The organism is Agreia sp. (assembly GCF_964263775.1).
GTDB lineage: Bacteria > Actinomycetota > Actinomycetes > Actinomycetales > Microbacteriaceae > Agreia.
On sequence record NZ_CAXVWM010000062.1, the window covers coordinates 1 to 26,743 of the forward strand.

At 66.9% G+C, this 26,743-nt stretch carries 28 protein-coding genes, 1 other RNA gene and 1 pseudogene; 11 read left to right on the top strand and 19 right to left on the bottom strand.

Translation table 11 applies throughout. The annotated features are described in order from the left end of the window. The 3 genes and pseudogenes from ACE5CZ_RS05255 to ACE5CZ_RS05265 form a co-directional block, all read left to right on the top strand. A pseudogene (locus tag ACE5CZ_RS05255) lies at positions 1–288 on the top strand (3-phosphoshikimate 1-carboxyvinyltransferase); the annotation flags it as partial. After that, positions 285–1,328, top strand: a complete 1,044-nt coding sequence (gene rsgA / locus ACE5CZ_RS05260; RefSeq protein ID WP_374946289.1) for a ribosome small subunit-dependent GTPase A — start codon at positions 285–287, stop codon at positions 1,326–1,328. The pseudogene ACE5CZ_RS05255 and the gene rsgA, both read left to right, overlap by 4 nt. Before the next feature lie 44 nt (positions 1,329–1,372). Then, on the top strand, positions 1,373–2,176 hold the full coding sequence (locus ACE5CZ_RS05265) for an inositol monophosphatase family protein (RefSeq protein WP_374946290.1): 804 nt from the start codon (positions 1,373–1,375) through the stop codon (positions 2,174–2,176). On the opposite strand, the gene ACE5CZ_RS05270 is transcribed toward ACE5CZ_RS05265, so the two are convergent. From ACE5CZ_RS05270 to ACE5CZ_RS05285, 4 genes are read right to left on the bottom strand one after another with little or no spacing between them, the layout of a single operon-like run. Continuing rightward, the gene (locus tag ACE5CZ_RS05270; protein ID WP_374946291.1) at positions 2,173–2,505 is read right to left on the bottom strand and encodes a DUF4166 domain-containing protein; all 333 of its coding nucleotides are present in this window, start codon (positions 2,503–2,505) and stop codon (positions 2,173–2,175) included. The genes ACE5CZ_RS05265 and ACE5CZ_RS05270 overlap by 4 nt on opposite strands. Then, on the bottom strand, positions 2,471–5,134 hold the full coding sequence (locus ACE5CZ_RS05275; RefSeq protein WP_374946327.1) for a phosphoenolpyruvate carboxylase: 2,664 nt from the start codon (positions 5,132–5,134) through the stop codon (positions 2,471–2,473). Before ACE5CZ_RS05275 ends, ACE5CZ_RS05270 begins: the two co-directional genes overlap by 35 nt. Positions 5,135–5,185: 51 nt before the next feature. Further along, the gene (locus tag ACE5CZ_RS05280; protein ID WP_374946292.1) at positions 5,186–5,524 is read right to left on the bottom strand and encodes a protealysin inhibitor emfourin; all 339 of its coding nucleotides are present in this window, start codon (positions 5,522–5,524) and stop codon (positions 5,186–5,188) included. Next, positions 5,521–6,558, bottom strand: coding sequence for a M4 family metallopeptidase (locus ACE5CZ_RS05285; RefSeq protein ID WP_374946293.1), 1,038 nt, complete (start codon positions 6,556–6,558; stop codon positions 5,521–5,523). Before ACE5CZ_RS05285 ends, ACE5CZ_RS05280 begins: the two co-directional genes overlap by 4 nt. A gap of 68 nt (positions 6,559–6,626) precedes the next feature. On the opposite strand from ACE5CZ_RS05285, the gene ACE5CZ_RS05290 reads away from it, so the two are divergent. Genes ACE5CZ_RS05290 through ACE5CZ_RS05300 form a run of 3 tightly spaced genes read left to right on the top strand, consistent with a single transcriptional unit; the run spans position 6,627 to position 8,977 of the window. Continuing rightward, positions 6,627–7,049: a hypothetical protein gene (locus ACE5CZ_RS05290; protein ID WP_374946294.1), complete on the top strand. Its 423-nt coding sequence runs from the start codon at positions 6,627–6,629 to the stop codon at positions 7,047–7,049. After that, a complete protein-coding gene (locus tag ACE5CZ_RS05295; protein ID WP_374946295.1) occupies positions 7,050–8,249 on the top strand; it encodes a glycosyltransferase in 1,200 nt (399 codons plus the stop codon). Beyond that, entirely contained in the window at positions 8,246–8,977 is a 732-nt protein-coding gene (locus ACE5CZ_RS05300) for a PIG-L deacetylase family protein (RefSeq protein ID WP_374946296.1), read from the top strand. Before ACE5CZ_RS05295 ends, ACE5CZ_RS05300 begins: the two co-directional genes overlap by 4 nt. Positions 8,978–9,015: 38 nt before the next feature. Here ACE5CZ_RS05300 and ssrA read toward each other — a convergent pair. Next, positions 9,016–9,412: a transfer-messenger RNA gene (ssrA, locus tag ACE5CZ_RS05305) on the bottom strand. A gap of 134 nt (positions 9,413–9,546) precedes the next feature. Between ssrA and ACE5CZ_RS05310 the strand changes: the two genes are divergently transcribed. Together ACE5CZ_RS05310 and ACE5CZ_RS05315 are read left to right on the top strand one after the other, a co-directional pair. Next, positions 9,547–10,230, top strand: a complete 684-nt coding sequence (locus ACE5CZ_RS05310; protein WP_374946297.1) for an SIMPL domain-containing protein — start codon at positions 9,547–9,549, stop codon at positions 10,228–10,230. After that, complete coding sequence (locus ACE5CZ_RS05315) at positions 10,227–11,150, top strand: SDR family NAD(P)-dependent oxidoreductase (RefSeq protein ID WP_374946298.1); 924 nt, start codon at positions 10,227–10,229, stop codon at positions 11,148–11,150. Before ACE5CZ_RS05310 ends, ACE5CZ_RS05315 begins: the two co-directional genes overlap by 4 nt. A gap of 39 nt (positions 11,151–11,189) precedes the next feature. Here ACE5CZ_RS05315 and smpB read toward each other — a convergent pair whose 3' ends face one another. The 4 genes from smpB to prfB form a co-directional block, all read right to left on the bottom strand. Then, positions 11,190–11,666 carry an SsrA-binding protein SmpB gene (gene smpB, locus ACE5CZ_RS05320; protein ID WP_044438795.1) on the bottom strand — a complete coding sequence of 159 codons (477 nt, stop codon included), beginning with the start codon at positions 11,664–11,666 and terminating at the stop codon, positions 11,190–11,192. A gap of 114 nt (positions 11,667–11,780) precedes the next feature. Beyond that, positions 11,781–12,695, bottom strand: coding sequence for a permease-like cell division protein FtsX (gene ftsX / locus ACE5CZ_RS05325; RefSeq protein WP_374946299.1), 915 nt, complete (start codon positions 12,693–12,695; stop codon positions 11,781–11,783). Further along, positions 12,692–13,750, bottom strand: coding sequence for a cell division ATP-binding protein FtsE (gene ftsE, locus ACE5CZ_RS05330; protein WP_374946300.1), 1,059 nt, complete (start codon positions 13,748–13,750; stop codon positions 12,692–12,694). The genes ftsX and ftsE overlap by 4 nt, the downstream gene beginning before the upstream one ends. Before the next feature lie 98 nt (positions 13,751–13,848). Next, a complete protein-coding gene (gene prfB / locus ACE5CZ_RS05335; protein ID WP_374946301.1) occupies positions 13,849–14,955 on the bottom strand; it encodes a peptide chain release factor 2 in 1,107 nt (368 codons plus the stop codon). A 57-nt stretch (positions 14,956–15,012) separates the two neighbouring features. Between prfB and ACE5CZ_RS05340 the strand changes: the two genes are divergently transcribed. Then, positions 15,013–16,275, top strand: a complete 1,263-nt coding sequence (locus tag ACE5CZ_RS05340; RefSeq protein ID WP_374946302.1) for an MFS transporter — start codon at positions 15,013–15,015, stop codon at positions 16,273–16,275. A 35-nt stretch (positions 16,276–16,310) separates the two neighbouring features. On the opposite strand, the gene ACE5CZ_RS05345 is transcribed toward ACE5CZ_RS05340, so the two are convergent. The 10 genes from ACE5CZ_RS05345 to ACE5CZ_RS05390 all read right to left on the bottom strand — a co-directional run bounded on the left by ACE5CZ_RS05345 (position 16,311) and on the right by ACE5CZ_RS05390 (position 24,530). Further along, positions 16,311–17,798: an MFS transporter gene (locus ACE5CZ_RS05345; RefSeq protein WP_374946303.1), complete on the bottom strand. Its 1,488-nt coding sequence runs from the start codon at positions 17,796–17,798 to the stop codon at positions 16,311–16,313. 55 nt (positions 17,799–17,853) lie between these two features. Next, a complete protein-coding gene (locus tag ACE5CZ_RS05350; protein ID WP_374946304.1) occupies positions 17,854–18,327 on the bottom strand; it encodes a pilus assembly protein TadG-related protein in 474 nt (157 codons plus the stop codon). Next, positions 18,324–18,749, bottom strand: a complete 426-nt coding sequence (locus ACE5CZ_RS05355) for a hypothetical protein (RefSeq protein ID WP_374946305.1) — start codon at positions 18,747–18,749, stop codon at positions 18,324–18,326. The genes ACE5CZ_RS05350 and ACE5CZ_RS05355 overlap by 4 nt, the downstream gene beginning before the upstream one ends. Further along, complete coding sequence (locus tag ACE5CZ_RS05360; RefSeq protein WP_374946306.1) at positions 18,742–19,158, bottom strand: TadE/TadG family type IV pilus assembly protein; 417 nt, start codon at positions 19,156–19,158, stop codon at positions 18,742–18,744. Before ACE5CZ_RS05360 ends, ACE5CZ_RS05355 begins: the two co-directional genes overlap by 8 nt. A gap of 4 nt (positions 19,159–19,162) precedes the next feature. Continuing rightward, entirely contained in the window at positions 19,163–19,342 is a 180-nt protein-coding gene (locus ACE5CZ_RS05365; RefSeq protein WP_374946307.1) for a hypothetical protein, read from the bottom strand. A gap of 68 nt (positions 19,343–19,410) precedes the next feature. Next, a complete protein-coding gene (locus ACE5CZ_RS05370; RefSeq protein WP_374946308.1) occupies positions 19,411–20,349 on the bottom strand; it encodes a type II secretion system F family protein in 939 nt (312 codons plus the stop codon). Then, the gene (locus ACE5CZ_RS05375; protein WP_374946309.1) at positions 20,346–21,203 is read right to left on the bottom strand and encodes a type II secretion system F family protein; all 858 of its coding nucleotides are present in this window, start codon (positions 21,201–21,203) and stop codon (positions 20,346–20,348) included. The genes ACE5CZ_RS05370 and ACE5CZ_RS05375 overlap by 4 nt, the downstream gene beginning before the upstream one ends. Continuing rightward, the gene (locus tag ACE5CZ_RS05380; RefSeq protein ID WP_374946310.1) at positions 21,200–22,453 is read right to left on the bottom strand and encodes a CpaF family protein; all 1,254 of its coding nucleotides are present in this window, start codon (positions 22,451–22,453) and stop codon (positions 21,200–21,202) included. Before ACE5CZ_RS05380 ends, ACE5CZ_RS05375 begins: the two co-directional genes overlap by 4 nt. A gap of 95 nt (positions 22,454–22,548) precedes the next feature. Beyond that, positions 22,549–23,838, bottom strand: coding sequence for an ABC transporter permease (locus ACE5CZ_RS05385; protein ID WP_374946311.1), 1,290 nt, complete (start codon positions 23,836–23,838; stop codon positions 22,549–22,551). Then, entirely contained in the window at positions 23,835–24,530 is a 696-nt protein-coding gene (locus ACE5CZ_RS05390; RefSeq protein WP_374946312.1) for an ABC transporter ATP-binding protein, read from the bottom strand. Before ACE5CZ_RS05390 ends, ACE5CZ_RS05385 begins: the two co-directional genes overlap by 4 nt. A gap of 207 nt (positions 24,531–24,737) precedes the next feature. Between ACE5CZ_RS05390 and ACE5CZ_RS05395 the strand changes: the two genes are divergently transcribed. Both ACE5CZ_RS05395 and ACE5CZ_RS05400 read left to right on the top strand, forming a co-directional pair. Next, entirely contained in the window at positions 24,738–26,048 is a 1,311-nt protein-coding gene (locus tag ACE5CZ_RS05395; RefSeq protein WP_374946313.1) for a sensor histidine kinase, read from the top strand. Continuing rightward, positions 26,045–26,713 (top strand): response regulator, encoded by a 669-nt coding sequence (locus tag ACE5CZ_RS05400; protein ID WP_374946314.1) that lies wholly within the window; start codon positions 26,045–26,047, stop codon positions 26,711–26,713. Before ACE5CZ_RS05395 ends, ACE5CZ_RS05400 begins: the two co-directional genes overlap by 4 nt. The last annotated feature ends 30 nt before the right edge of the window (positions 26,714–26,743 follow it).

Below are 26,743 nucleotides of genomic sequence, written 5' to 3' on the forward strand. Positions count from 1 at the left end.
GGCATCGGGCATATTCGGCACCACGAGACCGACCGGCTCGCCGCCCTGGCCACAGAGATCAACGCCCTCGGCGGCGCCGTCACCGAACTCGACGACGGGCTGCGCATCGAGCCCGCCCCACTGCACGGCGGCACCTGGAAGGCCTACGCCGACCACCGAATGGCCCATGCGGGCGCGATCATCGCCCTGGTCACCCCTGGTCTGTTGATCGAAGACATCGCGACCACCTCGAAGACGCTTCCCGAATTTCCCGAACTCTGGAGCGCGCTGGCGGCGAGCACGTCATGACCTGGTGGTCGAATGACGACGATGACGACGACGAGCCTGAGTACGACGAGTCGAGCATTCGCATCCGACCCAACCCGAAGGGCAACAAGCCCCGCAGCAAGATCCGCCCGGAATACACCGACGCCGTTCCCGGGCGCATCCTGACCGTCGACAGGGGTCGCTTCAGCGTGCTGGTCGACGAAGACACGCCGGATGAGCGCGCGGTCACTGCGTCGCGCGCACGCGAGCTGGGCAAGAGCGCCATCGTGACCGGCGACCGGGTCGGCCTCGTCGGCGACACGTCCGGTGCCGAGGGCAGTCTCTCGCGCGTCGTCAAGATCACACCGCGCACCACCCTGCTGCGACGCAGCGCCGACGATACCGACGCGGTCGAGCGGGTCATCGTCGCCAACGCCGACCAGATGTTGATCGTGGTCGCCGCAGCGAACCCCGAACCGCGCGCCCGGCTTGTCGACCGCTACCTGGTCGCCGCATTCGACGCCGGCATCACACCGATTCTCTTCATCACCAAGACAGACCTCGCCGACCCGGCGGAGTTCTTGTCGGAGTTCGACTGTCTCGATCTCACGGTCGTCACCGGCCAGCGCGACGAACTGCCGCTCGATGAGTTGAAAGCTCTTCTGATGGGTCATACCACCGTCACAGTCGGCCACTCCGGCGTCGGAAAGTCGACACTCGTCAATGCGCTCGTGCCCGGTACCGACCGCGCGATCGGTCGAGTGAACGACGTCACCGGCCGCGGCAGGCACACCTCGTCGTCGACCCTCGGCCTCCGTGTGCACAGCGGCGACGGTCACTCGGGCTGGATCATCGACACGCCCGGAGTGCGTTCGTTCGGACTCGGCCACGTCGATCCCGCGAACGTGTTGAAGTCGTTCGCCCGCATGGCGATCCCGTCTTCTGTGCCGCCGCCCGACGGCATCCCGCTCAGCCAGGCGCACGACTGGGAGATCGTCGACCGCGTTCTGGCCGGCGAACTGGGAACAAGCGGCATCGCGCGCATCGAGTCGTTGCAGAAGCTCGTCGGCTCGCTCACGTAGCAACGCATCCCACTCCGACGCGCACCGCTCGTTACGCTTGAGCCATGACCGAGCCGTATACCGCCGACCTGGCCCTTGCCCTCGAGATCGCCGATGCCGCAGACGCGATCTCGCTCGATCGCTATCTGGCACTCGACCTCGTCGTCGAGAAGAAGCCCGATCGAACGCCGGTGACGGATGCGGACACGGCCGTCGAGCGCGAGATCCGAAACCGGCTCGCCGCCGCCCGCCCCGCAGATGCAATCCTCGGCGAGGAGTACGGCTCAGCCGGAGACTCGAGCCGCCAATGGATCATCGACCCCATCGACGGCACGCCCAACTACCTGCGCGGTGGGCCCGTGTGGGCGACCCTCCTCTCCCTCGCCGTCGACGGCGAGCCGGTGGTCGGGGTGGTGAGGTCCCCCGCGCTCGGACGCCGGTGGTGGGGCGCCGAGGGCCAGGGAGCATGGACGACGGATGCGGCACTCTCGCCCTCGTCGCCCGCCCGGCGGCTCGCAGTGTCGGCGGTCGCGCGTTTAGGAGACGCCAGCGTGAGCTACAACAGCCTCAAGGGCTGGGATGAGGCCGGCAGGCTCGACAGCCTGATGGCCCTGAGCCGCAGCGTCTGGCGTACCCGTGCCTACGGCGAGATGTGGTCGTACATGCTCGTTGCCGAGGGGGCCCTCGACGTCGCCGGTGAATTCGACCTGCAGCCCTATGACATGGCGGCCCTCATACCCGTGCTGCAGGAGGCCGGCGGCCGCTTCACCTCGGTCGACGGCACGCCGGGGCCCTGGTCGGGTTCGGCCCTGGCCAGCAACGGTCTTCTGCACGACGACGTGCTTCGCATCCTCGCCGACGAGGACTAGAACCGGCGTTCGATGCCCCGGGTGTCGACGTCATCGAGCGAGCCTCCACGCGGATCGTAGACGAACGAGCCGCGGTATTCGAAGACCGGGCCGAGCACCGGATTCGTCAGGCTCACGTCGACCCGCTGAGTTTCGGATTCGTCGTCCCAGCGCTCCGTGAGATCCACCCGCGCCGACAGTCTCCGTGGAACCGGAATGCGCAGCCGGCCGAACCAGAGCCAGGTGTCGACCGATCGCATCCGCAGCCACCCCTCGGCCGAGACATGGAGCCGCAGCGCTCGCCGACACGGCGCGCTATCCCGTGTTCTGCAGACCGGCGGCGACTCCATTGACCGCGAGGAGCAGCAAGCGGTGGGTGTCGTCCGCCGGGTCGACGCTGCCCGTGCGTCGCACGGCCCGAAGCGCTCTGAGTTGCAGCAGCGACAGCGCATCGACATAGGGGCTGCGCAGGCGAACGGCGCGCTGCAGCACCGGCCGGCCTTCGAGGATCTCTCCGTGACCCGTCGTGCGCCGAACCCACTCGCGGGTGAGCTCCATCTCGTCGAGCACAAGAGATGCGAGGTCGTCGCGGTCGCCCAGGGCGAGATAGCGTTCGGCGAGTCTGTCGTCGGTCTTCGCGAGCGACATCTCGACGTTGTCGATCATGGCGGTGAACAGCGGCCAGCGCGCATATGCGTCGCGAAGCGCGTCGACGTCGCCTACTTCGGCGAGGGCCGATCCGAGGCCGAACCAGCCCGTCAGGTTGATGCGGGCCTGCGTCCACGCGAAGACCCACGGGATGGCTCGGAGATCCTCGAGCGACTCCACTGAGAGGCCACGGCGAGCCGGCCGCGAACCGAGCGCGAGCAGGCCGACCTCCTCCATCGGCGTGACCTGGGCGAACCAGGGCGCGAATCCATCGGCCTTGATGAGCTCGAAGAAGCGCTCGCGCGAGCGCGAGTCGAGAGTGCGGGCGATGCCGGCGAAATCGCGCGTGGCGGTGGTGTTGGCCTCGTCATTCGACGGACTCGATGCGAGCAGGGTTGCGGCGGCCATCTGCTCGATGTGACGGGCGGCGATGGCCTTGTCGCCGTACTGGGCGAAGATCACCTCGCCCTGTTCGGTGAGCTTGAAACGCCCCTCGACCGAACCGCCCGGCTGAGCCATGACCGCCTCGTTCGCCGGTCCGCCGCCTCGGCCCAGCGCACCGCCGCGGCCGTGAAACAGTGTCAGCACGATGTCATTCTCTTGCGCCCAACGCGCGATGCGCTCCTGCGCGGAGTAGAGCGCCAGCGTTGCCGAGACGGGTCCAACATCTTTCGACGAGTCCGAGTAACCGAGCATCACTTCGAGGCGTCTGCCCGTCGCGGCGAGCCGCTCCTCGACCTGCGGAAGTCGGATCATCTCGTCGAGGATGGTGGTGCTCGCCTCGAGGTCGGCGAAGGTCTCGAACAGGGGCACGGCGTCGAGAACGGGGGCGGCCTCGGCCGAACCGAGTGCGGCCTCGGCCAGGGCGTAGACCGTCGCGATGTCAGCGGACGACTGGGTGAACGACACGATGTATCGGCGGGCGGCGGCGACGCCGTAGCGCCTTTGCAGGGTCGAGATCGTGCGGTAGACCGCCAGCACCTCCTCGGTCATCTCGCTCGTTTCGCGCCCTGCTCGGATCTCCTCGAGCGCCTGGCGGTGCACCTTGGAGTGCTGGCGCACCTCCAACTCGGCCAGGTGGAACCCGAAGGTCTCGACCTGCCAGATCAGGTTCTGGAGTTCACCGTTGGCACTGCGATCCGCACCCGCCTCGCGGAGAGACTGCTGGATGACGCGCAGATCGGAGATCAGCTCGTCGGGCAGGGCGTAGGCGAGATCTGTTGCCTGCCGGGTCGCGACGATTCTTGCCGCGACGACCATGAGCACCCTGCGGTGCGGCTCGGAGGGCGAGCGCGTGCCGACCTGGCTGGTCACCTGCGGCGCGATGGACTGCTGCCTCTTCCACAGCGCCATGAGCGCGTCACTCGCGGGCGTGTCTTCGGAGTCGAGAGTCAATGTGCGGCCGATACGCGTCGCCGCGTGCTCGAGGCCGAAGAGGATGTGCTCGCTCGCGATCGCGGCCGCCTCCTCCGTCACCTCCGCCGTGACGAACGGGTTGCCGTCGCGGTCGGCGGCGATCCAGCTGCCGAGGCGCATGAAGGCCGGAGCCACAACGGGCGCCTTGCCTGCGGCCGAATCGAGCATCCAGTCGTCGAGGAGCCGATACACCTGCGGCACGACCTGGAACAGCGTCTGGTCGAAGATGTTCATCGCCGTGCGCACCTCGTCGAGCGGTGTCGGCCTGGTCGTGCGCAACGGAGACGTTCGCCAGAGAACGTCGATCTGTTCGAGCAGGCGCCGTTCGATCTCGGCAGCGGCCAGTCGGCCCTGCTGGCCGGCATCCCTCTCGGAGAGGAGGTCGCTGATGCGACGGATCGCCGATGCGACAGCCCGCCTGCGCGCCTCTGTCGGGTGGGCGGTCAAGACGGGGTGAAACCGCAGCCCGGCCAGTCGCGCCGCCGTCTCATCGCGGCCGACCTCGCCGACGAGACGCTCGATGGCGGCGGGAAGCGAGTCGACGGGCGAAGGATCGCTCGGCGACACGGACCGCGTGCGCAGCACGCGAACCCGGTGGTGCTCCTCTGCCAGGTTCGCCAGATGGAAATAGCTGGTGAATGCCCGCGCGACCTGCTCCGCACGAACAGGCGTGAACGAGTCGACGAGCTTCTCGGCATCTTCGATCGAGGCATTGTTCTGTCGCTCGTACGCGTCGATGGTGAGCTCCCGCAGCCGCTCGACGTCACTGAGCAGCTCCGTTCCACCGGCCTCGGTCAAGATCCTGCCGAGCAGGGATCCGAGGAGGCGAACATCGGCACGCAATGCGGCGTCGACCTCGTCGCGAATGCTCCTGCGGCTGAGCTCGGGGTTGCCAGTGGTCGTGTCAGCAGAAATCGTCACCGAACCAAACTAGCGCCCCCGTGTTGACGGCATGTTTCGGCGTCGTCATGTGTCGGCGCCATCGGCCGACTGCACCCGCTCTACCAGCTGCCTCCACGGGCCGACGACACGGCTTTCGGGAAGGGTCGCCTGCAGCCCGGGGGCCACGATCGATTCGGCGGGCTCGACGGGCAGCGACTCTGGGGGCAGCGACTCGACCGTGATGACGAAGACGAAGCGGTCGGGCAGGCCGTCTCCGTCGAGATCGACATCCTCCGCCCAGGGGCAGGCCGCGACGATGTGAATCCACTCGTCGACGTCGGATCGTGAGTCAGTGTCTACGGCGACGCGCCAGGTTCTGCGCAGACCCGCGAAGCCGCCGCTGCGCACCACAGTGATGTTCACGACGTGACGCCCACAGAGGCCCACGCCCGCTCGACCGCGTCGTGTTCTGCCGATCCGTCGCCGAATCGCCTGTGTGCAGCTCGGCCCGTGGCCCGGGCGAAGTCGATGAACGACGCGCGCGGCGCAAGACCGTCGCCGGTGATCGTGTCGTACCAGATCTGGCCGGCCTGCTGCCAGGCGTGTCCGCCGAGGGATTCGGCGACCAGAAAGAACGCGCGGTTCGGGATTCCGGAGTTGATGTGCACTCCGCCGTTGTCATCGCGGGTCTCCACAAAATCGCGCATGTGGGCGGGCTGGGGATCGCGGCCCAGGATGTCGTCGTCGTAGGCCGTACCGGGGGCCTTCATCGACCGGAGCGCTGCGCCTTCGACCATGTCGGTGAAGAGCTCTTCTCCGATCAGCCAGCTGGCCTCGGCGGCGGTCTGCTGTCGACTGTGCTGCTCGACCAGCGCGCCGAACACGTCGGACACCGATTCGTTGAGCGCTCCGGACTGCCCCGAGTACTCGAGCGCACTCGAGTACTGCGTCACACCGTGACTGAGTTCGTGCCCGATGACGCTCAGCGACAGGGTGAATCGGCAAAACACCTCGCCGTCGCCATCGCCGAACACCATGCGCTCGCCATCCCAGAAGGCGTTGTCGTACTGCGTTCCGTAATGCACCGTGGCATCGAGGCCGAGACCGCGGTCGTCGATGGATGCCCGCTGGTAGGCGTCGGCGAACAGGGCGTGGGTGGCGCCGAGGCCCTCGTAGGCCTCGTCGACGGCGGCATCCGACGTCGGCGCGGCGCCCTCGCTGCGCACGACGACGCCCGGCAACACCTGGCGGCCACCCGCGTCACTGATCGTGCGCCGAAGCTCGCCGACCGCGTTCGCCGGTGCCGCGGGATGTGCTATGACCCCCTGCCGGGTGGCTCGCAGGGGTTCGGTTTTCATGAGCGTCTCGTGCGCCGCCGTCGCCACCGTCTCGAGATCGGCGGCATCGAGCCTCGACAGTCGGGCCAGCAGGTAGGGGGGAACAATCGTGCATCGCATGGATCGAGCTTCGCACCGGCCACTGACACCGTCTACACGTCCGTGTCCCTCGGGCTAGAATTTCGGGTATGACGACCCCCTTCGCCCGGGCCAACACCTCCGCCCCGGCCACGACCTCCGTTCCGGTTAAGACTTCCGCCCCGGTCAGAGACCTGACCAAGGCCATCGGCGGCGGCCTCTTCGTGCTGTTCTGGGCTGTTGCCATCGTGCTCTGGGTTCTCGTCGGCCAGTTCGAAGACCCCGGGCTTCGCGGTTTCGTGGCCGACGCAGGGCTCGTCTTCGCATCGCTCGGCGTCGCGGCACCGTTTCTCGCCACGTCTCGCTCGCTGACGATCGCGCTCGGATGGGCCGCCGTCGCCCTCGGCCTGTTCGCCCTCGCCGACCTCGGCCAGGTCACGGTCATCGTCTATCTCCTGCGCATGTTCGTGCCGCTCGTCGCCCTGCTCGCCCCGGTGAACAAGTTCGTCAACGGTTACCGAGTGTTCGTCTAAGTGCTGCGCATAGCCCTCGTCTGCCTGCACACCTCACCGGCCGACGAGCCCGGCTCCGGCGACGCCGGGGGCATGAACGTCGTCGTCCTTCACCAGGCCCAGGCACTCGCATCGCTCGGGCACGATGTCGAAATCGTCACGCGACGATCCACGACAACTGCCCCGTCCGTCGCCCGGCTGGGCGATCGCCTGCGTCTGCGTCTCGTGGATGCCGGCCCCGCGCATCCGGTGGCCAAGGGCGAGCACGAGCAGTACATCGCCGAGTTCAGCGAGGGGCTCTCCCAACTCGGTCCGTACGACATCATCCATTCCCACCACTGGTTCTCGGGAATGGCAGCACTGCCCGTCGCGCGTGCCCGACGCATCCCCCACGTGCAGAGCTTCCACAGCATCGCAGCCGACGACTCGACTCCGCTCTCCGACGGCGAGCGGTCGGAGTCCCCGGGGCGTATGGCCGGAGAGTCCTGGCTCACCCGCAACAGCGATGCCGTCGTGGCGATCAGCCAGGCCGAAGCGCAGACGATCGAATCCCGGCTGGGTGGTTCGTCCGACCGCATCGCGATCGTCTCACCCGGCGTCGACAGCCGGCTGTTCGCACCCGCGGCATCCGACCTGTCGCCGAGCCGGCGGCGCGCGCCGTACGCCGTCGTGGCAGCGCGATTGCAGCCGCTCAAGGGGCTCGACCTCGCGATCGAGGCGATCGCGGCGGTGCCCGAAGCATTGCGTCCCGAACTGGTCGTCTCCGGTGACGCGTCCGCCGACTTCGAGGGCTACGTCGATGAGCTCTCGGCGCTCGCCCGACTCACGGGCGTCGGCGAGAACGTGCACTTCATCGGGCCGCAGTCGCGCCAGGCGCTGGCCGAACTCCTGCGCCAGGCGCGTCTCGTGCTTGTCCCTTCGCACTCCGAGACCTTCGGCCTCGTCGCCCTCGAAGCGGCGGCCAGCGGGGTTCCCGTGGTCGCTGCCGCCTCAGGCGGACTTCGTGAGGCCGTCGTCGACGGCGTCACCGGCGTCGTCATCGACTCGCGCGACCCCCGGGTGTGGGCCGACGCCATCACCCGGTTGCTGTCGGATGGCGACCTGTCGGAGGGTTTGGCTCGAAGGGCCCGGGAACGCGCCGAGACACTCGGTTGGTCGCGCTCGGCGGAGGCTCTGCTCGACGTGTACACCCGGCTCGTCACATCGCTCGCCGTCGCATGAGCCTCGACGACGGCGTGGTCCGTGTGCTGTTCGTGCACGCCCACCCCGACGACGAAACCCTCGCCACCGGCGCCCTCATCATCGAACTCGTCGACCGCGGCGTCGACGTGCAGCTCGTGACCGCTACGAGAGGTGAGCGCGGAGACATCGTCGCCGAAGTCTTCGCCCACGATCCCGATCCTGAAACACTGTCCGCTATTCGCGAGGGCGAGCTTTCTCACGCGTCCAACATCCTCGGCATCGGCGAACGATACTGGCTCGGAGCAGCTCCGGCCCGGGCGCCGGGGTCTGTCACCAGGCGATACCTCGATTCGGGCATGGAGTGGGTCGGACCGGGGCTCGCCGGGCCGTCACCATTCGTCACATCGGACGCCCTGGTCAGCGCGCCTCTCGATGAGGTGACGAACGACCTGATCGCTCTGATCGACGCCATTCGCCCGTCGTTGGTCGTCAGCTACGACGATGCGGGAGGCTACGGGCATCCAGACCACGTGCGTCTGCATGACGCGACCCTCGCGGCCTGTCGAGCGACCCACGCATCCTTCGCGGAAATCGTCGCCGCCCCCGGCGACGGGGTCGAATGGTTCGAGCTCGCGCATCGACTGCCCGTCGTGGCAGCAGCACTCGGGGCTCATGCGTCTCAAGTGCGAGTCGATGGAACAGACGTGGTTCATTCCGGTGGACAACGGCACGCCATCCCGGCGTCGGTCGGGCTTCGCAGAGCCTGAACGGCGAACAACCCACAGTGCGTGATGGTGACCTCAGGTGGTGGAGATGCGGGGAATTGAACCCCGGTCCACTGCTGTGATTCTGCGCCTTCTACGGGCGTATCCTGTTGAGTCGTTCTACTCGGCCCCGAACCTTGCTACAGGCATCTGATTCGACGGGCCCAGCCCGAGTGCAAGTCCCTCCGCGCCCTCTGGCGTAACGCGGAAGCAATCTCTCTGAATGTCGCCAGAACCCGGGTAGAGAGCATTCCCGGACTGACGGTCTCTATAGAGTGCTTAAGAGAGAACTACGCCGCGAGGGCGAAGTCTGCCTGAGCAGAGACAGTGCGGTTTGATTTGGCACTTATTGTTTTTCAGAGATCGTTAACGAGATAACCCTGAATCCTCGACCCGCTTCTCGCAGTTTCGCAGGCAATGTCGAAACCGATCATCCCCAAGCGGGTCACTATCACGCACTGTTGAGTTGTGTACTTCGCACACGCATCCAAAGGATGCAGCCCCCGATCTTACGACAAAAATGCGGCAATCGCCAGCGTGGGTGCCATCGCGGTCGCAGATAAGGTGGAGCGATGAGCGAGACCATCATCACCGTCACAGGATCGGCCGACACCCACCACGCCCCCGAGCGCGCAATCGTGCAACTCGCGCTCGGCTTCGAGGGGCCACAACGACAGGACGTGTTCGAGCAGACCCGCGAGCTCCATGCCGAGACGTCGGAGAGCCTTCGAGCCCTGCACGGCCCGGTGGCCGACGCGGTCACCCGCTGGAGCGCTGATCAGGTGAGCGTCTGGGGCCAGCGGCCGTGGAGCCAGGACGGCGCCCAATTGCCGCCGGTCTACCACGCGACGACGACCGTGCGCGCCCGTTTCCGCGATTTCGCGGCGCTGGCGACGTGGCTCGACTCCGTCGCTTTTCGCGACGGCGTATCGGTCTCGTCGATCGACTGGACCCTCACGTCGTCGACGCAGGCCGCCCTGCAGGCGGACGCTCGAAGAAACGCGATCGTGTCGGCTCGCGAGAAGGCGCAGAGTTATGCCGAAGCGCTCGGGTTGTCGACGCTCAGACCCATCGCCGTGGCCGACCCGGGGATGCTCGGGGACGGAGGCGGAAACGGAAATTCCTCGCCCGTCGGCGTCGCCCGGTTCGCGTCACACGAGATGGCCACAAGCGGCTCGGGCGGCCCGCTCGACCTGACCCCCGCGGATGTCGTCGTCAGCGCATCGGTCGAAGCACGATTCGCCGCGACCGCATGAGCCGCGACCGCATGATCCGCGACCTCATCGGCAAGGTCGCCGTCGTCACGGGCGGCAACGCCGGACTCGGGTACTTCGCCGCCGAGCAGCTCGCCCGCCGCGGCGCGCGCATCGTGATCGCCACCCGCAATGAGGCTAAGGCGAACGCGGCTATCCAGTCTCTGCGGCGCGAGGTCGACGACATCGTGCCTTCGTCGTTCGTGCAGTTGGATCTCGCAGACCTCGCGAGCGTGCAGCGCGCCGCGAATGAGCTATCGACACTGCCGTCGATCGACGTGCTTGTCGCGAACGCCGGCATCACCGAAGGTACGGCAGGCTCTGTGACGGCCCAGGGGTTCGAGAGCATGTTCGGAACCAACCACCTCGGCCATTTCGCGCTCGTCTCGCGCATCCTGCCGTCTCTTCTCACCACGCTCTCGTCGCGAATCGTGCACCTGGGCAGCATCAGCCACCGCTTCTACGCGCTCGAAACCGACCGCCCCGAATCGCCGGAGAAGTTCTGCAGCTTCCGAAGCTACGCCCGCTCGAAGCTGGCTGTGATGACCTTCGCGTTCGAACTGGATCGACGGCTCCGGGCGGCCGGGCACGACACACGCAGCATCGTCGCCCATCCGGGCTTCGCCGTCGACGAACTGACTCCGGCGCGGCCCGGCGTCACGCCCACCGCCGTGCCGAACGCTGTCGCGCAGAAGATCTTCGGCGCCTTCGCACAGGGCAAGGATGCCGGGGCCTGGCCCATCGTGCACGCCGCGACCGACGAGTACCTGCGCGGCGGCGAGTACGTGGGACCGGCCGGCTGGCAACAGCTGCGCGGGCGTGCGCGGGTGACCGCTGCCAAGGCATGGGCACGCGACCCGGCCGTCGCAGCGAGGCTGTGGGAGCTGTCGGAGAGCCTCACCGACACATCCATACGCCTCTAGCCGTTTCGCGCGTGCGTGCGGCTGCGTGCGCACCGGCTGTCAGTCGCCCAGATTGCGCCGAGCCGACATGGCCCTGTCTGACTCGCGCTTGTCCTGCCGCTCGCGCAACGTCTGGCGCTTGTCGTACTCGCGCTTGCCCTTGGCCACGGCCAGCTCGACCTTGGCTCGTCCGTCACTGAAATAGAGCTGCAGAGGAATGAGCGTGTAGCCGCCCTCTTTCGTTTTGTTGTGCAGCTTGAGGATCTGCTCCTTGTGCAGCAGGAGCTTGCGCTTGCGACGCGGCGTGTGATTGTTCCACGTTCCCTGCGTGTACTCGGGAATGTGCACGGCGTCGAGCCAGACCTCTCCGTTCTCGATGAACGCATAGCCGTCGACCAGCGACGCACGACCCATGCGCAGCGACTTGACCTCGGTGCCGTTCAAGACCATTCCGGCCTCGTACGTCGACTCGATGGTGTAGTCGTGCCGAGCCTTGCGGTTGGTCGCGACGACCTTCTGACCGCTCTCCTTGGGCACGTAGCGCTCCTGACGAAATCTCTTGTGCGGCACCTCGCGTGCGGCAGCCGTTCAGTATACGCCCGGCCGAACCGCACACGGGCGCGAACGCCCGCGATGGCACGCTATGCCCGATCAGACCTTGAGATACCGGGTGATCGCGAACTTCGCCGACAGGGCCGCGAGCACGGCGCCCACCACGATCAATATCGGGGCGACGACCAGAGCGTCTCCGGTGCTGACGAACGACGTGAACGGCAGTTGCTCCAGAAGCCAGCCCTGCACGAAGAACCTCACGATCGCCCAGATCGCCAGCCCCGCCAGGGCGGAACCGATCAGCGACGCGATCACGCCCTCGATGATGAACGGGGTCTGGATGAACCGGTTCGACGCACCGACCAGGCGCATGATTCCCAGCTCTCGACGACGCGAGAAGGCGGAGAGACGAATGGTCGTGGCGATGAGCAAGACGGCGGCGATGAGCATGATCGCCGCAACCGCGATGGCCGTGTAACTGGCCGCGCTCAGCACGGTGAAGATCTGCTCGAGGTAACTTCGCTGGTCGGTGACGCTTTCGACGCCCGCGAAGCCCGACACGCTCTCGACGAGCACCGCCGATTGCGTCGGATCTTTCAGGTTGACCCAGAACGTCTGCGGAAGGAGATCCGGCGTCACGTACTCGGTGACCGGGTTGCCTGCGAACTGCTTCTGGAAGTTCTCGTAGGCCTGGTCGTGGTTCTCGAAGTAGAACTTGTCGATGAAGGGCGACAGCGTCGGTCCGTCGAGCTGCGCCTCGACGGCGTCGATCTGGTCTTGGGTCACGTCGCCGTCGCCGCAGGTCTCTCCCGCGTCCGTAGCGGTGCAGAGATACACGGCGACCTGGGCCTTGTCGTACCAGTAGTTCTTCATCTGGCCGATCTGCATCTGCAGCAGTATCGCGGTGCCCACGAAGGTGAGCGAGATGAAGGTCACGAGAACGACCGAGATGACCATCGAGACGTTGCGCCTGAGGCCGGTGCCGACCTCGCCGAAGATGAGTCCGAGTCTCACGAGGTGGGTCCTACGTTCTGGTCCTGGGGGTCGATGCGTTCGCCGGGCGCGCGGAGGCCCAGTTTCTCGGCGAGTCCGAGCTGGTCTGTGACGGGGTCGACGGTGCGCGGCTGGGCCGACAGCGGAGCCGGGGGCGCGGATGCGTCGGGCTGGGACTGCGCGTTGGCCGCGGTCGGGGCCGCGGTGATCGGTTCGTGGGCGACGGGCACCAGCGTCGACGCGGCGGGCGCTTCAGTCGCGCCGCGACCCTCAGGTGCGACGACCGGCGTGGAGAAGGTGGGAGTGCCGGCGCCCATCCCCCGGCTGCCGCGCACCAGTCCGGGAATGCCGATCTCGGCCGTCATGCCACTGTCCCGCAGCGCGATCTCGGCCGTCATGCCGTAGCCGCCTTCGAGCTCGTCTCGCACGACCTCACCCTGAACGAGCTCGATCACACGGCGCTGCATCTGATCGACGATGGCGTTGTCGTGGGTGGCCATGATCACGGTGGTTCCGCCGGCATTGATGCGTTGCAGAACCTGCATGATGCCGCCGCTGGTGAGGGGGTCGAGGTTGCCTGTGGGCTCGTCGGCGAGCAGGATCGCGGGCTTGTTCACCACGGCGCGGGCGATGGCGACGCGCTGCTGTTCACCGCCCGAGAGCTCGTGCGGCAGGCGGTTCGCCTTCTCGTTGAGACCGACCATGGCCAGCACGTCGGGCACCGCTTCCTGGATGAACCCTCGCGACTTGCCGATGACCTGCAGCGTGAATGCCACGTTGTCGAACACGTTCTTGTTCGGCAGCAGCCTGAAGTCCTGGAAGACGACCCCGAGGTTACGCCGGAAATAGGGGATCTTGCGCGACGAGATCGTGCCCAGGTCTTGGCCGAGCACGTGGATGCTGCCGCTCGTGGGCTTGTCCTCCTTCAGCACGAGGCGCAGGAAGCTCGACTTGCCGGAACCGGACGCGCCGACAAGAAAGACGAATTCACCACGGAGAATCTCGAGGTCGACGCGGTTCAGCGCCGGCTTCTTGGTTCCCCGGTAAATTTGGGATACGTGATCAAATCGAATCATGGCAGGGTGAGCTTAAGCTCAGCCTGCGTGGCACTCGGCGCGCGACTCGCCATGGATGCCCGATTGGCGCGTCAGTCTGGACGACAGCCCTGCGTCGCCTATGCGACCTTCTGCTTACGCCAGCGGATGCCTGCCGAGATGAAGCCGTCGAGCTCGCCGTCGAAGACGTTCGACGGATTGTTCGATTCGAAGTCGGTGCGCAGGTCTTTGACCATCTGGTACGGCGCGAGCACATAGCTGCGCATCTGGTCGCCCCAACTGGCCGTGATGACCCCGGCCAGTTCTTTCTTCTTCGCGTTCTCCTCATCGCGCTGCAGCAACAGCAGTCGCGACTGAAGAACGCGCAAAGCGGCAGCCCTGTTCTGAATCTGGCTCTTCTCGTTCTGGCAGCTCACGACGATTCCCGTGGGAAGGTGCGTGATGCGCACGGCCGAGTCTGTCGTGTTGACCGACGGGCCGCCCGGGCCCGACGAGCGGAAGACATCCACCCGGATGTCGCTCTCGGGAACGTCGACCGACTCCGTCTGGGCGATAAGCGGAATGACCTCGACGGCCGCGAAGCTCGTCTGCCGCTTGCCGGCTGAGTTGAAGGGGCTCATACGAACGAGCCGGTGCGTTCCCGCCTCGACCGAGAGGGTTCCGAATGCGTAGGGCGCATCGACCTCGAACGTGGCGCTCTTGATGCCGGCCTCCTCGGCGTAGCTGGTGTCGAGAACCGTGACCGAGTAGCCGTGCTGCTCCGAGTAGCGCAGGTACATGCGCAGAAGCATCTCGGCGAAATCCGCGGCATCGACGCCGCCCGCTCCGGCGCGAATGGTGATGACGGCCGCGCGAGGATCGTATTCGCCGTTCAGCAGCGTCTGCACCTCGAGTTCGCCGAGCACCTTCGTGATGCTGGCGAGCTCGGCCTGCGCCTCCTGGGCGGATTCTTCGTCGCCTTCGGAGTTGATGAGCTCGACCATTATCTCGAGGTCTTCGAGGCGAGACGTGATGTTCGTGACCTTGGCGAGGTCGGCCTGCGCGTGCGACAGGGCGCTGGTGACCTTCTGCGCCTTCTCCGTGTCGTCCCAGAGGTCGGGAACACCGGCCTGCGCGCTGAGGTCGTCGATGCGCGCCGTCAGCTCATCGACGTCGATGACCGAGAGGATGTCGCGGAAAGTGGAGCGGAGGGCGGCGATCTGCTCGCTGAAATCTAGTTCCTGCATGGTGCCCTCAGCCTACCGGGCGACCGTCGACGATCCTCGGCGTACAGTGGATGCGACATGAGCGACACCGAGACCGGGTTCCGATTCCGCTCCATCGCTCTCCCCGCCCTCCTGCCGTCGCTGCTCTTCGCCATCGGCGAGGGCTCGATCATCCCGGTCATCCCGGCCATCGCCCAAGACCTCGGAGCAGGCCTCGCATTGGCCGGGTTCATCGCCGCGATGATCATGGTCGGAGAACTCATCGGCGACATCCCGAGCGGCTGGATCGTGAGCCGGATCGGCGAGCGCCGTGCGATGGTGGGGGCGTCGCTCGTCTCGATCGTCGGCGTCACGACCTGCATCGTCGCATCCGGGCCCTGGATGCTCGGGGTCGGCATCTTTCTGCTCGGCCTCTCGGCCGCCACCTTCGCGCTGGCCCGCCATGCGTTCATGACCACTTTCGTGCCGCTGCAGTACCGCGCGCGTGCCCTGTCGACGCTCGGCGGAACCTTTCGGGCCGGTTGGTTCGTGGGCCCGTTCATCGCCGCGGGGCTCATCACCCTCACCTCGCAGGCCGAAGTCGTGTTCTGGGTGCACCTGATTGCCGCCGTCGCCGTGATCGTGATCTTGATGGTGATGCCCGACCCGACCTCGGGCGCCTCAGCACGAGCGAGCGCGCAGGGCACGCAGGAGGCCGAGGGCGAGCACGTCGTCGCGGAGGAGTCGCAGGGGCTGTTCCGCACGATCTGGAAATTTCGCGGGGTGCTGGTGCGACTCGGCACCGGGGTGGCGATCGTCGGTGCGCTCCGGGCGAGCCGCTCGGTCATCCTGCCGCTCTGGGCCGTGAGCCTCGGTCTTTCGGAGAGCACCACAGCCCTCATCATCGGTCTCGGCGGAGCCATGGACTTCGCGCTGTTCTATGCCAGCGGCCAGGTCATGGACCGGTTCGGTCGGCTCTGGAGCGTCGTGCCGTCGATGCTCGGCATGGGCATCGGACTCGTCGTTCTCTCGTTCACCCACGACCTGCAGAACGCGGTCGGCTGGTTCATCGGCGTGACGGTCGTCACCGGCCTCGCGAACGGCATCGGCAGCGGCATCCTGATGACCCTGGGCGCCGATCTGGCCCCGAAGAACGACCCAGCGCCTTTTCTCGGCGCCTTTCGATTCACGGGTGACGCGGTAACGGCGGCCGCTCCTCTGCTCGTGTCGCTTGTCGTCGCGGTCGCGACGTTGCCGCTCTCGACCGCGATCATCGGCGTTGTCGGCCTGCTCGGCGCGGGCCTCATGCTGCGCTATGTGCCCCGCTACGTTCCCCGCAGGCCCGGCCGGCCGTCGGCCTGATCCTGCATCGGCCTATTCACATTTCGGGCACCTGTTCAGGTTTCGGGCACGGCGGCCTCGCGGGCCTTCGCCCGTGCGCGCGAGCGCAGGTCGACGAGTCCGACGATGAGCGAGACCGTGATGAGAGAGATCGCGATCAGGATGCCGTTGCGGAAGCCCTCATGGTAGGCCGTGAGCTGGTCGGGGTCGGACGCGTCTCGGTACAGGGTCGCGAAGAATGTCGAGCTGACGGCAGCGACGCCGATGGCGGTTCCGACCCGCTGCCCGACCTGCGCCAGCGAGCCGGCGACACCCCCCTCGCTGACCGGAACCTCCGCGAGCGTGAGCGTCTGGTTGGGCGAGATCACGAGACCGCCTCCCGCTCCCGCGACGGCCATGGCGGCGGCCATCCACCAGATCGTCTCGTCTCGCGGGGTGAGCACGGCGGCGGCGAGAATGAGCGAGAAGCCGACGATCACGGTCGCCGTGCCGATGACGACCAGCTTGCGGCCATAGCGCTCGACGATGCGCCCGCCGATCAACGAGCTCGCCGCGGAGGTGAGCGCGAACGGGATGCTGACCATGCCCGCGAAGACGGGAAGCGCCCCGAGGCCCTGCTGCAGATAGAGAGTCGTGAGCAGGAACGTGCCCGGGATGGCCGCGAAGTACGCGGTCGCCACGAGGATGCCGTTGCGGTACGACGCGATGCGGAAGAGGGCGAAGTGCACCACCGGCGACTTGCCTCGGCGGGCGTAGTCGCGCTCCCAGAGCAGGAAGGCTGCCGTTCCGAGCACGAAGCCGACAAGCCAGAACCAGCGCTTCGGGTCGTCGCTCGGGCCACCCGTCGTGAACACGAACGGCACCATCACGCTGAAGACCGAGAATCCGAGCAGCACGATGCCGACGAGGTCGAGTTGCGTCTTCACCGTCGTGCCCTTCGGCTTCGTCGGCAGCAGGCGCAGCGCGAAGAACAGGGCGAGCAGTCCGAGTGGAATGTTCATCCAGAAAAGCAGTCGCCAGCCATCGGTCTCGCCGCCGATCGCGATCAGCAGGCCGCCGAGGGTCGGCCCGAACGCTGTCGCGACCCCGATCGTGGCGCCGAAGATGCCGAATGCACGCCCACGGGCGGTGCCCTGAAACAACTGCTGCACAAGCCCGAGCACCTGGGGCATCTGGATGCCTGCGGCGACGCCCTGCAGGATGCGCGCGACGAGCAGGAACCCGACCGATGGCGCGAGCGCGCACGCGAGGCTGGCAAGGGTGAAGGAGACGAGGCCGATCGAGAACAGGAGCTTGCGCGAGTAGATGTCGCCCAGGCGTCCGGCAGGAACCAGCGCGAGTCCGAACGCGAGGGCGTATCCCGCGACGATCAGTTGAAGTTCGGTCGACCCGGCTCCGAGCGCTTTCTCGATCGAGGGCAGGCCGACATTGACCTTCGACAGGTCGAGAATGGTGAGAGCGGCGACGCCGACGGCCACAGCGAATGCCTGCCACTTCGCCCGCTCGGTGAGTTCGGTCTGCGGGGTCGGTGAACTCGACGTCATGAGGTTCAACGCTACACCGCGCAAAGACGCCTTTTTCGGGGCCATTACGCTGGGCTCAGCGAAAGACCGAGCGCGCCACGGAGGTGACGTCGATCGGAAAACCGTCGGGCACGATGAGCGACAGCACGGCCGGGCGCCACGAGGCCGATAACGTGACCGTGGCGCTCCTGGCGTCGGTGGTCGTCGCCTCGATCACGGTGAGGTCGTCGAACGAGGTGGCCGATGGCGTGTCGGCGAGGTAGCCATCGACCGCGGCGGCGACGGACTGCGAATCGAGCAGCGGCACGACCGCGGAGTCGACGAGTTCGACCTCGTCGAGCGAGAAGGACTCGGCGCCCGCGAGCGCGGCGCCGTCGGCCAGCGTGAACAGTCTCGTGCGCTCGAGGTACAGGCTCGACGACGCGATCACCACGAGTACGACGAGCAGCGCGAGCGCGGCGTAGAAGATCGTGAGCAGCAGTGTCGAGCCCTCGTCGGAGCGACAGCGCACAATCAGTGCCGCCGCCCTCGCACGGGCACTGCGTCTCATGAGTGAAACCGGGAAACGGCCTGCGTTGCAGTGGCGACGAAGGGAATTCCTCCCGAGCCTTCCCGGCCGAGGAAGGCGGGCATCAGGGGCAGCGGAACGGACACACGTACGGTCACGGTGACATGGCCCGCCCGGGTGAGGCACGCATCCGGCACCGGCTCGCACGAGTACTCGACGGGAGCCACCCCGTCGGTGATGCCGAAGTCGGAGAACGCGATCGCGACCGCCTGCTGGGCCGCCGCCGCTGCCTGCTCGGTCGTGTCGGACTGGACGAAGACACGCGCCGCCTGGCGGGCCGCACCCTCTGCGGCGAACGCCGCGCCCTGCAGCACGGAGAGTGCCGTGATGAGGTAGACCAGCGGCACGAGAAGCAGTACGCCCGCGGTGATGAACTCGAGCGAGGCAGAGCCGTCGTCAGCCATCAAGCGTCTCCGCAGCGGCATGTCCGGTCACCTCCAATGATCTCGGGGGTCCGAAAGGTCCGACGAGAGGAAGGGGGGCGGATACTGTGACCCGTATCGCCGGCACACCGAGGTAATCGGAGTAGCCCGCGGTCACGTCGTCGGCGTAGTCGGCCCCGACAGCAAGGGCGATGAGCTGGCGGGTTCGATCTGCTCCGTCTTCGGGAGTGTTGCCCGCCAGCGCCGCGAAACGCGCCCCCTCTGACGCCGCATCGAGCACCGTGTTGCGCACATGAAGGGCGAAGGCCAGCTGAATGACCCCGAGGGTGAGGGCTGTGAGCAACACGCCGACGAGAACGAACTCGACGGCGGCCGAGCCCTCGTCTCGCCGCAGTCTGTGCGCGGCACTGCGCAGGGGCGAGGTGCCCACCGGTTCAGAAAGCCGTGACGCGGTCGATTGCCTGCTCGAAGACCTGGCTGAGCGCTGGCCCTGCGAGTCCCCAGATGATGATCACCAACCCCGCGGTCATCAGCGTGATCAGCACCCAGCCGGGCACGTCGCCCCTGTCGTCGCGCAGGTGGCGGGCGAGTCGAGCGGAAAGAAAGGACATCATTTACTCATTTCTGCGGTGTCGAGTGGAGCGGGTCAGCACGATTTTCACGGCAATGGCTACGGGTCTCGTCAGAAGCCCGTCTGAAGAACGACGATGCCCGGCCACACGGCGAACAGCACCGTCGTGGGCAGAATCACAAACACGAGAGGCACGAGCATCGTGACTTCTTTCTTGCCCGCGGCTTCGAGCAGGGCGCGCTTCGTGTCTTCCCTGGAATCCTGTGCCTGGGCACGAAGAACGTCGGACAACGGGGTTCCGCGATCGAGGGCGCCTGTCATCTGCTCGACGCAGCGAGTAAAGGCGGGAAGCGACAGGGCCTGCGCTCGGGCGTCGAGAGCTGCCACAAGACCGATGCCCGAATTGACATCGGCCACCACGACGCCGAACTCGCGTGCAAGTTCGCCACTCGAGACTCGGGCCACGCGCCGGAGGCCGTCGAGCACGGTCTCGCCCGCTGACAGACTGAGCGTCAAAAACTCGAGCACCGTCGGCAGCTCGCTGTCGATTCGCGCGATACGCCTGCGAGCAGCCGTTCGCAGCAGCAGATCGCGAGCCGCAATACCCACAGCGCCGAGCACGATGGGGATGGCGAGCTGCGTCATCACGGGAACGGACGCCGCGTATGAGGAGATGACGACGGCCACGGCCCCCGCGATCATGCCGACCACCCCGAACACGAGCTGCTGAGAGCGAAAGTACTCGACCGAGATCGACGATCGTGACTGTGCCAGTCTGCGCTCGATCTGCTCCGTGCCCCCGAGAACGCCATTGAGCACGTCGATGACCACGCGCGCCGGCGGCGAGAGAAGCACGCCGAAGAACGGCAACGGATCGCTCGACCTCCTCGACAAGAATTGCCGTGCACCGGCCGAGACGTCGACGAGATACGGAGCGGTGCGCTCGGATAGCGAGGGTCGTGACAGCCGGGGCGCCAGACTGGCCAACGACCACAGCCCGACACCGAGTACAACTCCCAGAATCAGGGCCCAGGCAACAGCGGCGCTCACGCGAACCACCGCTCTTCGTCGGGTATGCGTGCGATGACCAGCATGATCCTGTAGGCGACGACGCTGAGGCAGAGTCCGCCGACGATCAAGACCGCGCCGCCAGGACTGTTGTAGGCGGCTGCCGCCTCGGGACGTGTGGAGAGAAGCAACAGTACGATCCACGGAGCGGCGACGCCGAGCCGGGCCGCGTTCATCACCCAGGACTGCCGGGCCTCTACCTCGCTGCGAATCGCGGCGTCTTCCCTGAGGTAGCCTGAGAGACTCCGCAGCACCCTCGTGAGGTCGGAGCCACCGACCTCACGAGACATTCGCAGCGTCTCGAGGATGCGGTCGGCGGTGGGGTCGGCGAGGCGCGCTTTGAGCGCATCGAGGCTCACACCGAAATTGCCCGTCGTGCGGTACATCGCCTCGAACTCGGCGAACGCGACCCGGCTGGCAATGGGGCCGGCATGCGCGAGCGTGCTGACGCTGTCGGGAAGGGCGACACCGCTGCGCACCGCCGACACCAGGTGGTCTACGGCATCAGGCCACACGGTGTGACTGGCCCGCCGACGAGCACGGCCACGCTGGCGCACCACGGTGATGGGCAGCAGAGCTCCGACCGCGAGCGCCGCGGCGTCGAGGGCGAGTACCGAGAGCGAGGCTTCGGCGACAGCCGCGGTGACCAGCCCCAGGCACGCGCTTATGGCGATGAATACGGAGACGGGGACCCTCTCGAACCCGGCTCGATCGAGAAGGGCGCGGAGGCGGCCGGCACGTGCTGGATGCCCCGAGCCGGTCGACGCGGGCCAGAGGGCGGGGGCCACGCACAGCACGATTCCGAGTCCGAGCAGGAGGCCGAGCGCCGTGCTCATCGGTTGCCCCGCGCCAACACGATCGATGGGTCGAGACCGGCCGAGCGGAATTTCGCCAGCTTCGTCGGGTATCCGCCGGTTGCGACAAGCTCATCACCGTCGAGGGCGAAGATCGTACTGGCCTCGATGACTCCGCCCTGGCCGGTCGAGCCGGCAAGATTGCCACTCGGCGCGAGGATCTCGACGATCCTCCGGACTCCTCGCTTGTCCATCTCGCAGTGGATGACGATATCGATGCACGATGCCACAGTGGGCGTCACGAAGGCCGCATCGATGTTGCGCCCCGCGAGGAGGGGCAGGGTGCACAACTTGACGAGGGCATCGCGCGCGCTGTTGGCATGGATACTGCACGCGCCGGGCAACCCTGAGTTCAACGCGATGAGCAGATCGAGGCTCTCGGCTTCGCGTACCTCTCCGACGATGATGCGATCGGGTCGCATGCGTAACGCCTCCTTGATGAGCCGGCGCAGCGTGATCTCTCCCGTGCCCTCGAGACTCGCCTGCCTGCATTGCATCGAGACGACGTCACGAGCCGTGAGATCGAGTTCGAATGTCTCCTCGACGGTGACGATCCGGTCGCTGGCGCGCGCGACCGACAAGAGCGCGTTGAGCAAGGTGGTCTTGCCGCTCTGCGTGGCCCCCGAGACCAGGATGTTCTGGTTCGCGAGCACGCACATCCGCAGGAACTCGGCAGATTGCTGGGTGAGTGCCCCGAGGGTGACGAGTTGGTGCAGATCGCGGATGCGCCGGGCGAATTTTCGGATGTTCACCGCCAGGTGCGCGCGGGTGACGTCGGGAATCACCACGTGGAGCCGGCTGCCGTCGGGAAGTGACGCGTCGACGAAGGGCGAGCTGAGGTCGACGCGTCGGCCCGAACTCTGCAGCATTCGCTCGACGAGCTCGCGCACCTCCAGATCGGACAACACCACGTTCGACAGCTCGGACACCCCGTTGCGGGCGATGAACACCTTGCTCGGCGCGTTGATCCAGATCTCTTCGATGCTCGCGTCGTCGAGCAGGGGCTGGAGCGCACCGAATCCCGTGAGCGATGCCACGACCTGCCGGGTTGCGACCGTCTCATCGGCCAGCAGAGGGGCGCCGCCGCCCAGCGCCCGCTCGGTGTAGCTTCGTACCTCGTCGTCGACGAAGCGCCGTGCGAGGCCCTCGTCGGAGGCGAGGTCGACACCCTCACGGCGCACTCGATCGCGCACACGCTCGGTGATCAGCTGCACGGCGTTCGCCACTCGCATTCTCCTGTCGCTCGGCCTCGACAGACATGATGCCCCGAAACGCCGAAGCCCCGCGAAAGTTATCCACAGGGCTTCGGAGCGAACGTGAATGCGGACTACTCGTAACGCAGCGATTCGATCGGATCCTGCCGCGCCGCGCGAAGCGCCGGGATCGTTCCGGCCAGGAACGCGATGCCCATGACGACGAGGATGATGACTGCGATCGACGCGGGGTCGAAAGCGATCAGGGTGAGCCCCGGCAACGCCGACAGCAGCCCGTTGGCCAGGATCCCGTTCAGTGCGGTGCCCGCGAGAATCGCACCGATCGCTCCGATCGCGCTGCCGAGGAATCCGATGAACACGGCCTCGAGGCTGAACAGTCCGAACACTCGTCCACCGCCCATGCCCATGGCTTTCATCAGTCCGATCTCCCGGGTGCGCTCCTGCACGCTCATCAGGAGTGTGTTCACGATGCCGAACCCCGCCGCGATGAGCGCGATCACCGCGAAGCCGTTCAACACCAGCACGATCGCATCGATGATCGTCTTGAACGACCCGATCTGGTCTTGCACTGTCGAGGCGTCGTAGCCGATCTCTTTCAGCTCGTTCTTGATCGTCGAGACCTGATCGTCGGATGCGGCGGCATCGAATCGCACGCTCACCGACGCGTAGCTGTCCTTCGTCGAACGGCTGAGGCCCACGGACTGCGCGTCGTAGAGTGCCGTCGTCAGCGCGTCGTTCGCCGTGATGCTCGACGTGCCCAGCAGCCCGGCCTCCGCGACGCCGGTGACCGTCGCCTCGACGGTGCTCGACGCACCCGTCTGGTCGGTGATTCCGAACGTCACGACCTTGCCGATCGCATCCGAATCGCTCGAGAAGCCGAGCGGCTCGACATACGACACGGGCAGGGCGACCTCGAACGCGTCGCCGATGCTCTCGGGTTCTGCTCCTGCCGCCAGGTCGAGGCTCATGCCCGACACGAACCCGCCGATCGACGCCTGGTACCGAGTGCCGCCGTCGTATTCGATGTAGTTCGGTCGCGCGGTCAGCACAGGCTCCACCGATTCGACACCCGGCACAGCCCGGAGACGATCGAGCTGGTCGGCCGTGATCGCCTCGACCGTGGTTCCCGGCCTGCCCGAGGCGCTCACGACGTTGGTGGTGTCGGGCTCGTACTTCGCGGGCCCGTCTGTCGTGTCCTCGGCAGTCTTCGTGACCGTCATCACGTCATCGGCACTGATCGAGGCGACCGTCGTATCGATGTAGCGGTTGACGCCTGTTCCGACCCCACTCGTCAGCGCCAGGGTGAAGGCTCCGATGAAGATGGCCAGCACGGTGAGGGTCGTTCGGGTCTTGCTGCGGAACGTGTTGCTGATCGCCGATCGGATCAGATCGAGGCCGTTCATGCGCTTTCCCCCCTGCGGTCGACGATGAGTCCGTCTTTGATGACGACACTGCGGTCGGTCTGCGCAGCCAGGTCGTCGTCGTGCGTCACGACGATCAGCGTGATGCCGGTGCGTCGGTTGAGGTCGAACAAGATGTCTTCGACGACCGCTCCCGTCGCCGTGTCGAGGTTGCCCGTCGGCTCGTCGGCGAAGATCACGCGCGGGTCGTTCACGAGCGCCCGGGCGATCACGACGCGCTGCTTCTGCCCGCCCGACAGGTCGGTCGCCCGGTTCTTGGCCTTGTCGGCGAGCTCGAGGCGTTCGAGCGCCTCCATTCCGCGGCGCCTGCGCTCTGTGCCTCCGATTCCGGCGATTCGCAGCGGCAGCGTCACGTTGTCGAGTACCGAGGTGTTCGGCGTGAGATAGAACTGCTGGAACACGAAGCCGAAGGTCTGGTTTCGGGTGCGGTTGAGCGTGCGTCCTCCGAGAACGCCGGCGTCGCGGCCGCTGAGTTCGACTGCGCCGGTCGATGGCTTGTCGAGCAGCGCGAGCAGATGCATCAGGGTCGACTTGCCCGATCCGCTCTTGCCGACGATCGAGATCGACTCGCCCTCCTCGATGTCGAGGGACACCCCTTTCAGGGCGTCGAAGCGGGCCGCTCCTCGACCGTAGGACTTCGTGACGTCTCGCGCCGCGAGAACCGGAACCGGCATAGTTTCTCCTGTGCTGTCTGCACGTGCGTTGTGCACGATCACTCCAGATTGGCCGCGAAACGGATCCGCGTCGTCACCCCGGCACGGCATCTTCGACTACCACGAACGTGGGACGCGCACGAGAGGCCCGGACTGCGAGACTGGACAGCAGCGAGACGAGTCAGGGGAGGTACGCGAATGATGTCTGGTTTTCGGAGAGCAGCTCCCGTGCCGTTCGAGTCGCCCCTGCCCGTTCGGCTTCGCTGGATCCCGTCGGCCCTCGCGATCATCGTCGTCTGCGTTCCGGTGCTCGTCGCATCCCGCCGCGAAACCGCGCCCGGTGGCGGAGCGTCAGGTGAAGCCACGCCGGCCATTCTGCTGACCTCGGCGCTGGTCGCCACGGCCCTCGTCGCCGTGCTGGTGCTTCGCACACGTTCGCCCCGAAGCACCGCGGCCGCCGCGATCGCCGTAGCCTCCGCCGTCGAGCTGCTCTCCCACCTCGGACTCGTCGGCACCGGGCCGGTCGTCGCGTCGATTCTGACCGTCATGATCACCGTGTTCGGCGTCGGATCTCGCCAGGGCCGCACCCCCGCGCTGATCCTGGCGGGTGCCGCCGCCGGGGCGATCGGCGCGGTACTGATTCTCGCGCCGCCGGCCGAATCGCGCGGCATCCAATCGCTCATCCTGCTCGTCGCCCTGGTGGGGCTGGCCGCCACCGGTGGGGTCGCGCAGCACAACGGGCGCGCCTTCATCCAGGCGATCACCGAGCGCGCACGACGCGCGGAGGAGACCCGCGAGTCCGAGGCCGAGCGGCGCGTGGCCGAGGAGCGACTCGCCATCGCCCGCGACCTGCACGACGTGATGGCCCACCAGATCGCGGTGATCAACCTGCACGCCGCCTCGGCCTCGCAGGCGTTGCGCACACGACCGGATGACGCCGAACGCTCGCTCGGCATCGTTCGAGAGGCGGCTCGCACTGTGCTCAAAGAAATAGGCAGCCTCTTGACTGTGCTGCGCTCGTCAGACGGCGCTCACCCGGGCGCACTGGCACCGACTCCGGGCCTCTTACACCTTCCCCAGCTGCTCGACGCGTTCTCGAAGGCGGGACTGGTCGTCGAGCAGAGAACGGTCGGCACCCCGGTCGAGCTCGATTCGCTGCGAGACATCGTTGCTCACCGCGCACTGCAGGAGGGGCTGACGAACGCCCACAAGCACGGCGGCGACGGCAGCGCCCTCGTGCAGCTCGAATACGCATCCGACGGCCTCGAGATCTCCGTCACCAACGTGACGAGGCTTCGGCGCGACGACCGCATCGTCGTCGCGGTCGGGCACGGCCTCGTCGGCGTGCGCGAGCGCGTCTCCTCGGTGGGGGGAAGCCTCGAAACGTCGTTCGGCCCAGGCCCGGTGCACCGCTTCGTCGTGCGCCTCCCGTTCGACACCTCCGACGTCGACGCCTCCCACGTCGACACCTCCCACGTCGACGCCTCCCACATCGACGCCTCCCGTGCCGACACCTCCCAATCGAAGGACCCCTCGTGATCTCCGTGGTGCTCGCAGATGACCAGGCGCTCATCCGCACCGCCGTCTCCGAACTGGTGTCGCATGCCGACGGTTTCACCGTCGTCGGCGAGGCGTCCACGGGCCTCGAGGCCGTGGCCATGGTTCGCGCGATCCGTCCCGATGTCGTGCTCATGGACATCCGGATGCCCGTGATGGACGGGCTGCAGGCGACCGAGGCGATCTGTGCCGACCCCGAACTCGCGGGTACTCGCATCCTGATTCTGACCACCTTCGAAGAAGACGAATACGTGCTGCGCGCTCTGCGCGCAGGCGCCAGCGGGTTTCTCGGAAAGGGCACCGAGGCCGATGCACTCATGGCCGCGATCCGCACAGTGCACGATGGCGAGGCGCTGTTGTCACCGAAGGCCACGCGCGCCCTGATCGATCGCTACCTGTTGCCGGCCGAGCCGACGTCGCAGGCCGTGCCCGACGAACTGGTCCTGTTGACGGAGCGCGAACGCGAGATCCTTCTCCTCGTGGGCATCGGCCTCTCGAACGGCGAGATCGCCTCGCGCCTGGTGATTTCGCCGCAGACCGCCAAGACGCACGTCAACCGCATGATGACGAAGCTGGGCGCCCACGACCGCGCGCAGCTGGTGATCGTCGCCTACGAATCGGGCCTGTTGGTGCCGGGGCGAGCCTGATCACCGCGTCGCCGATACACTGGAGCTGCT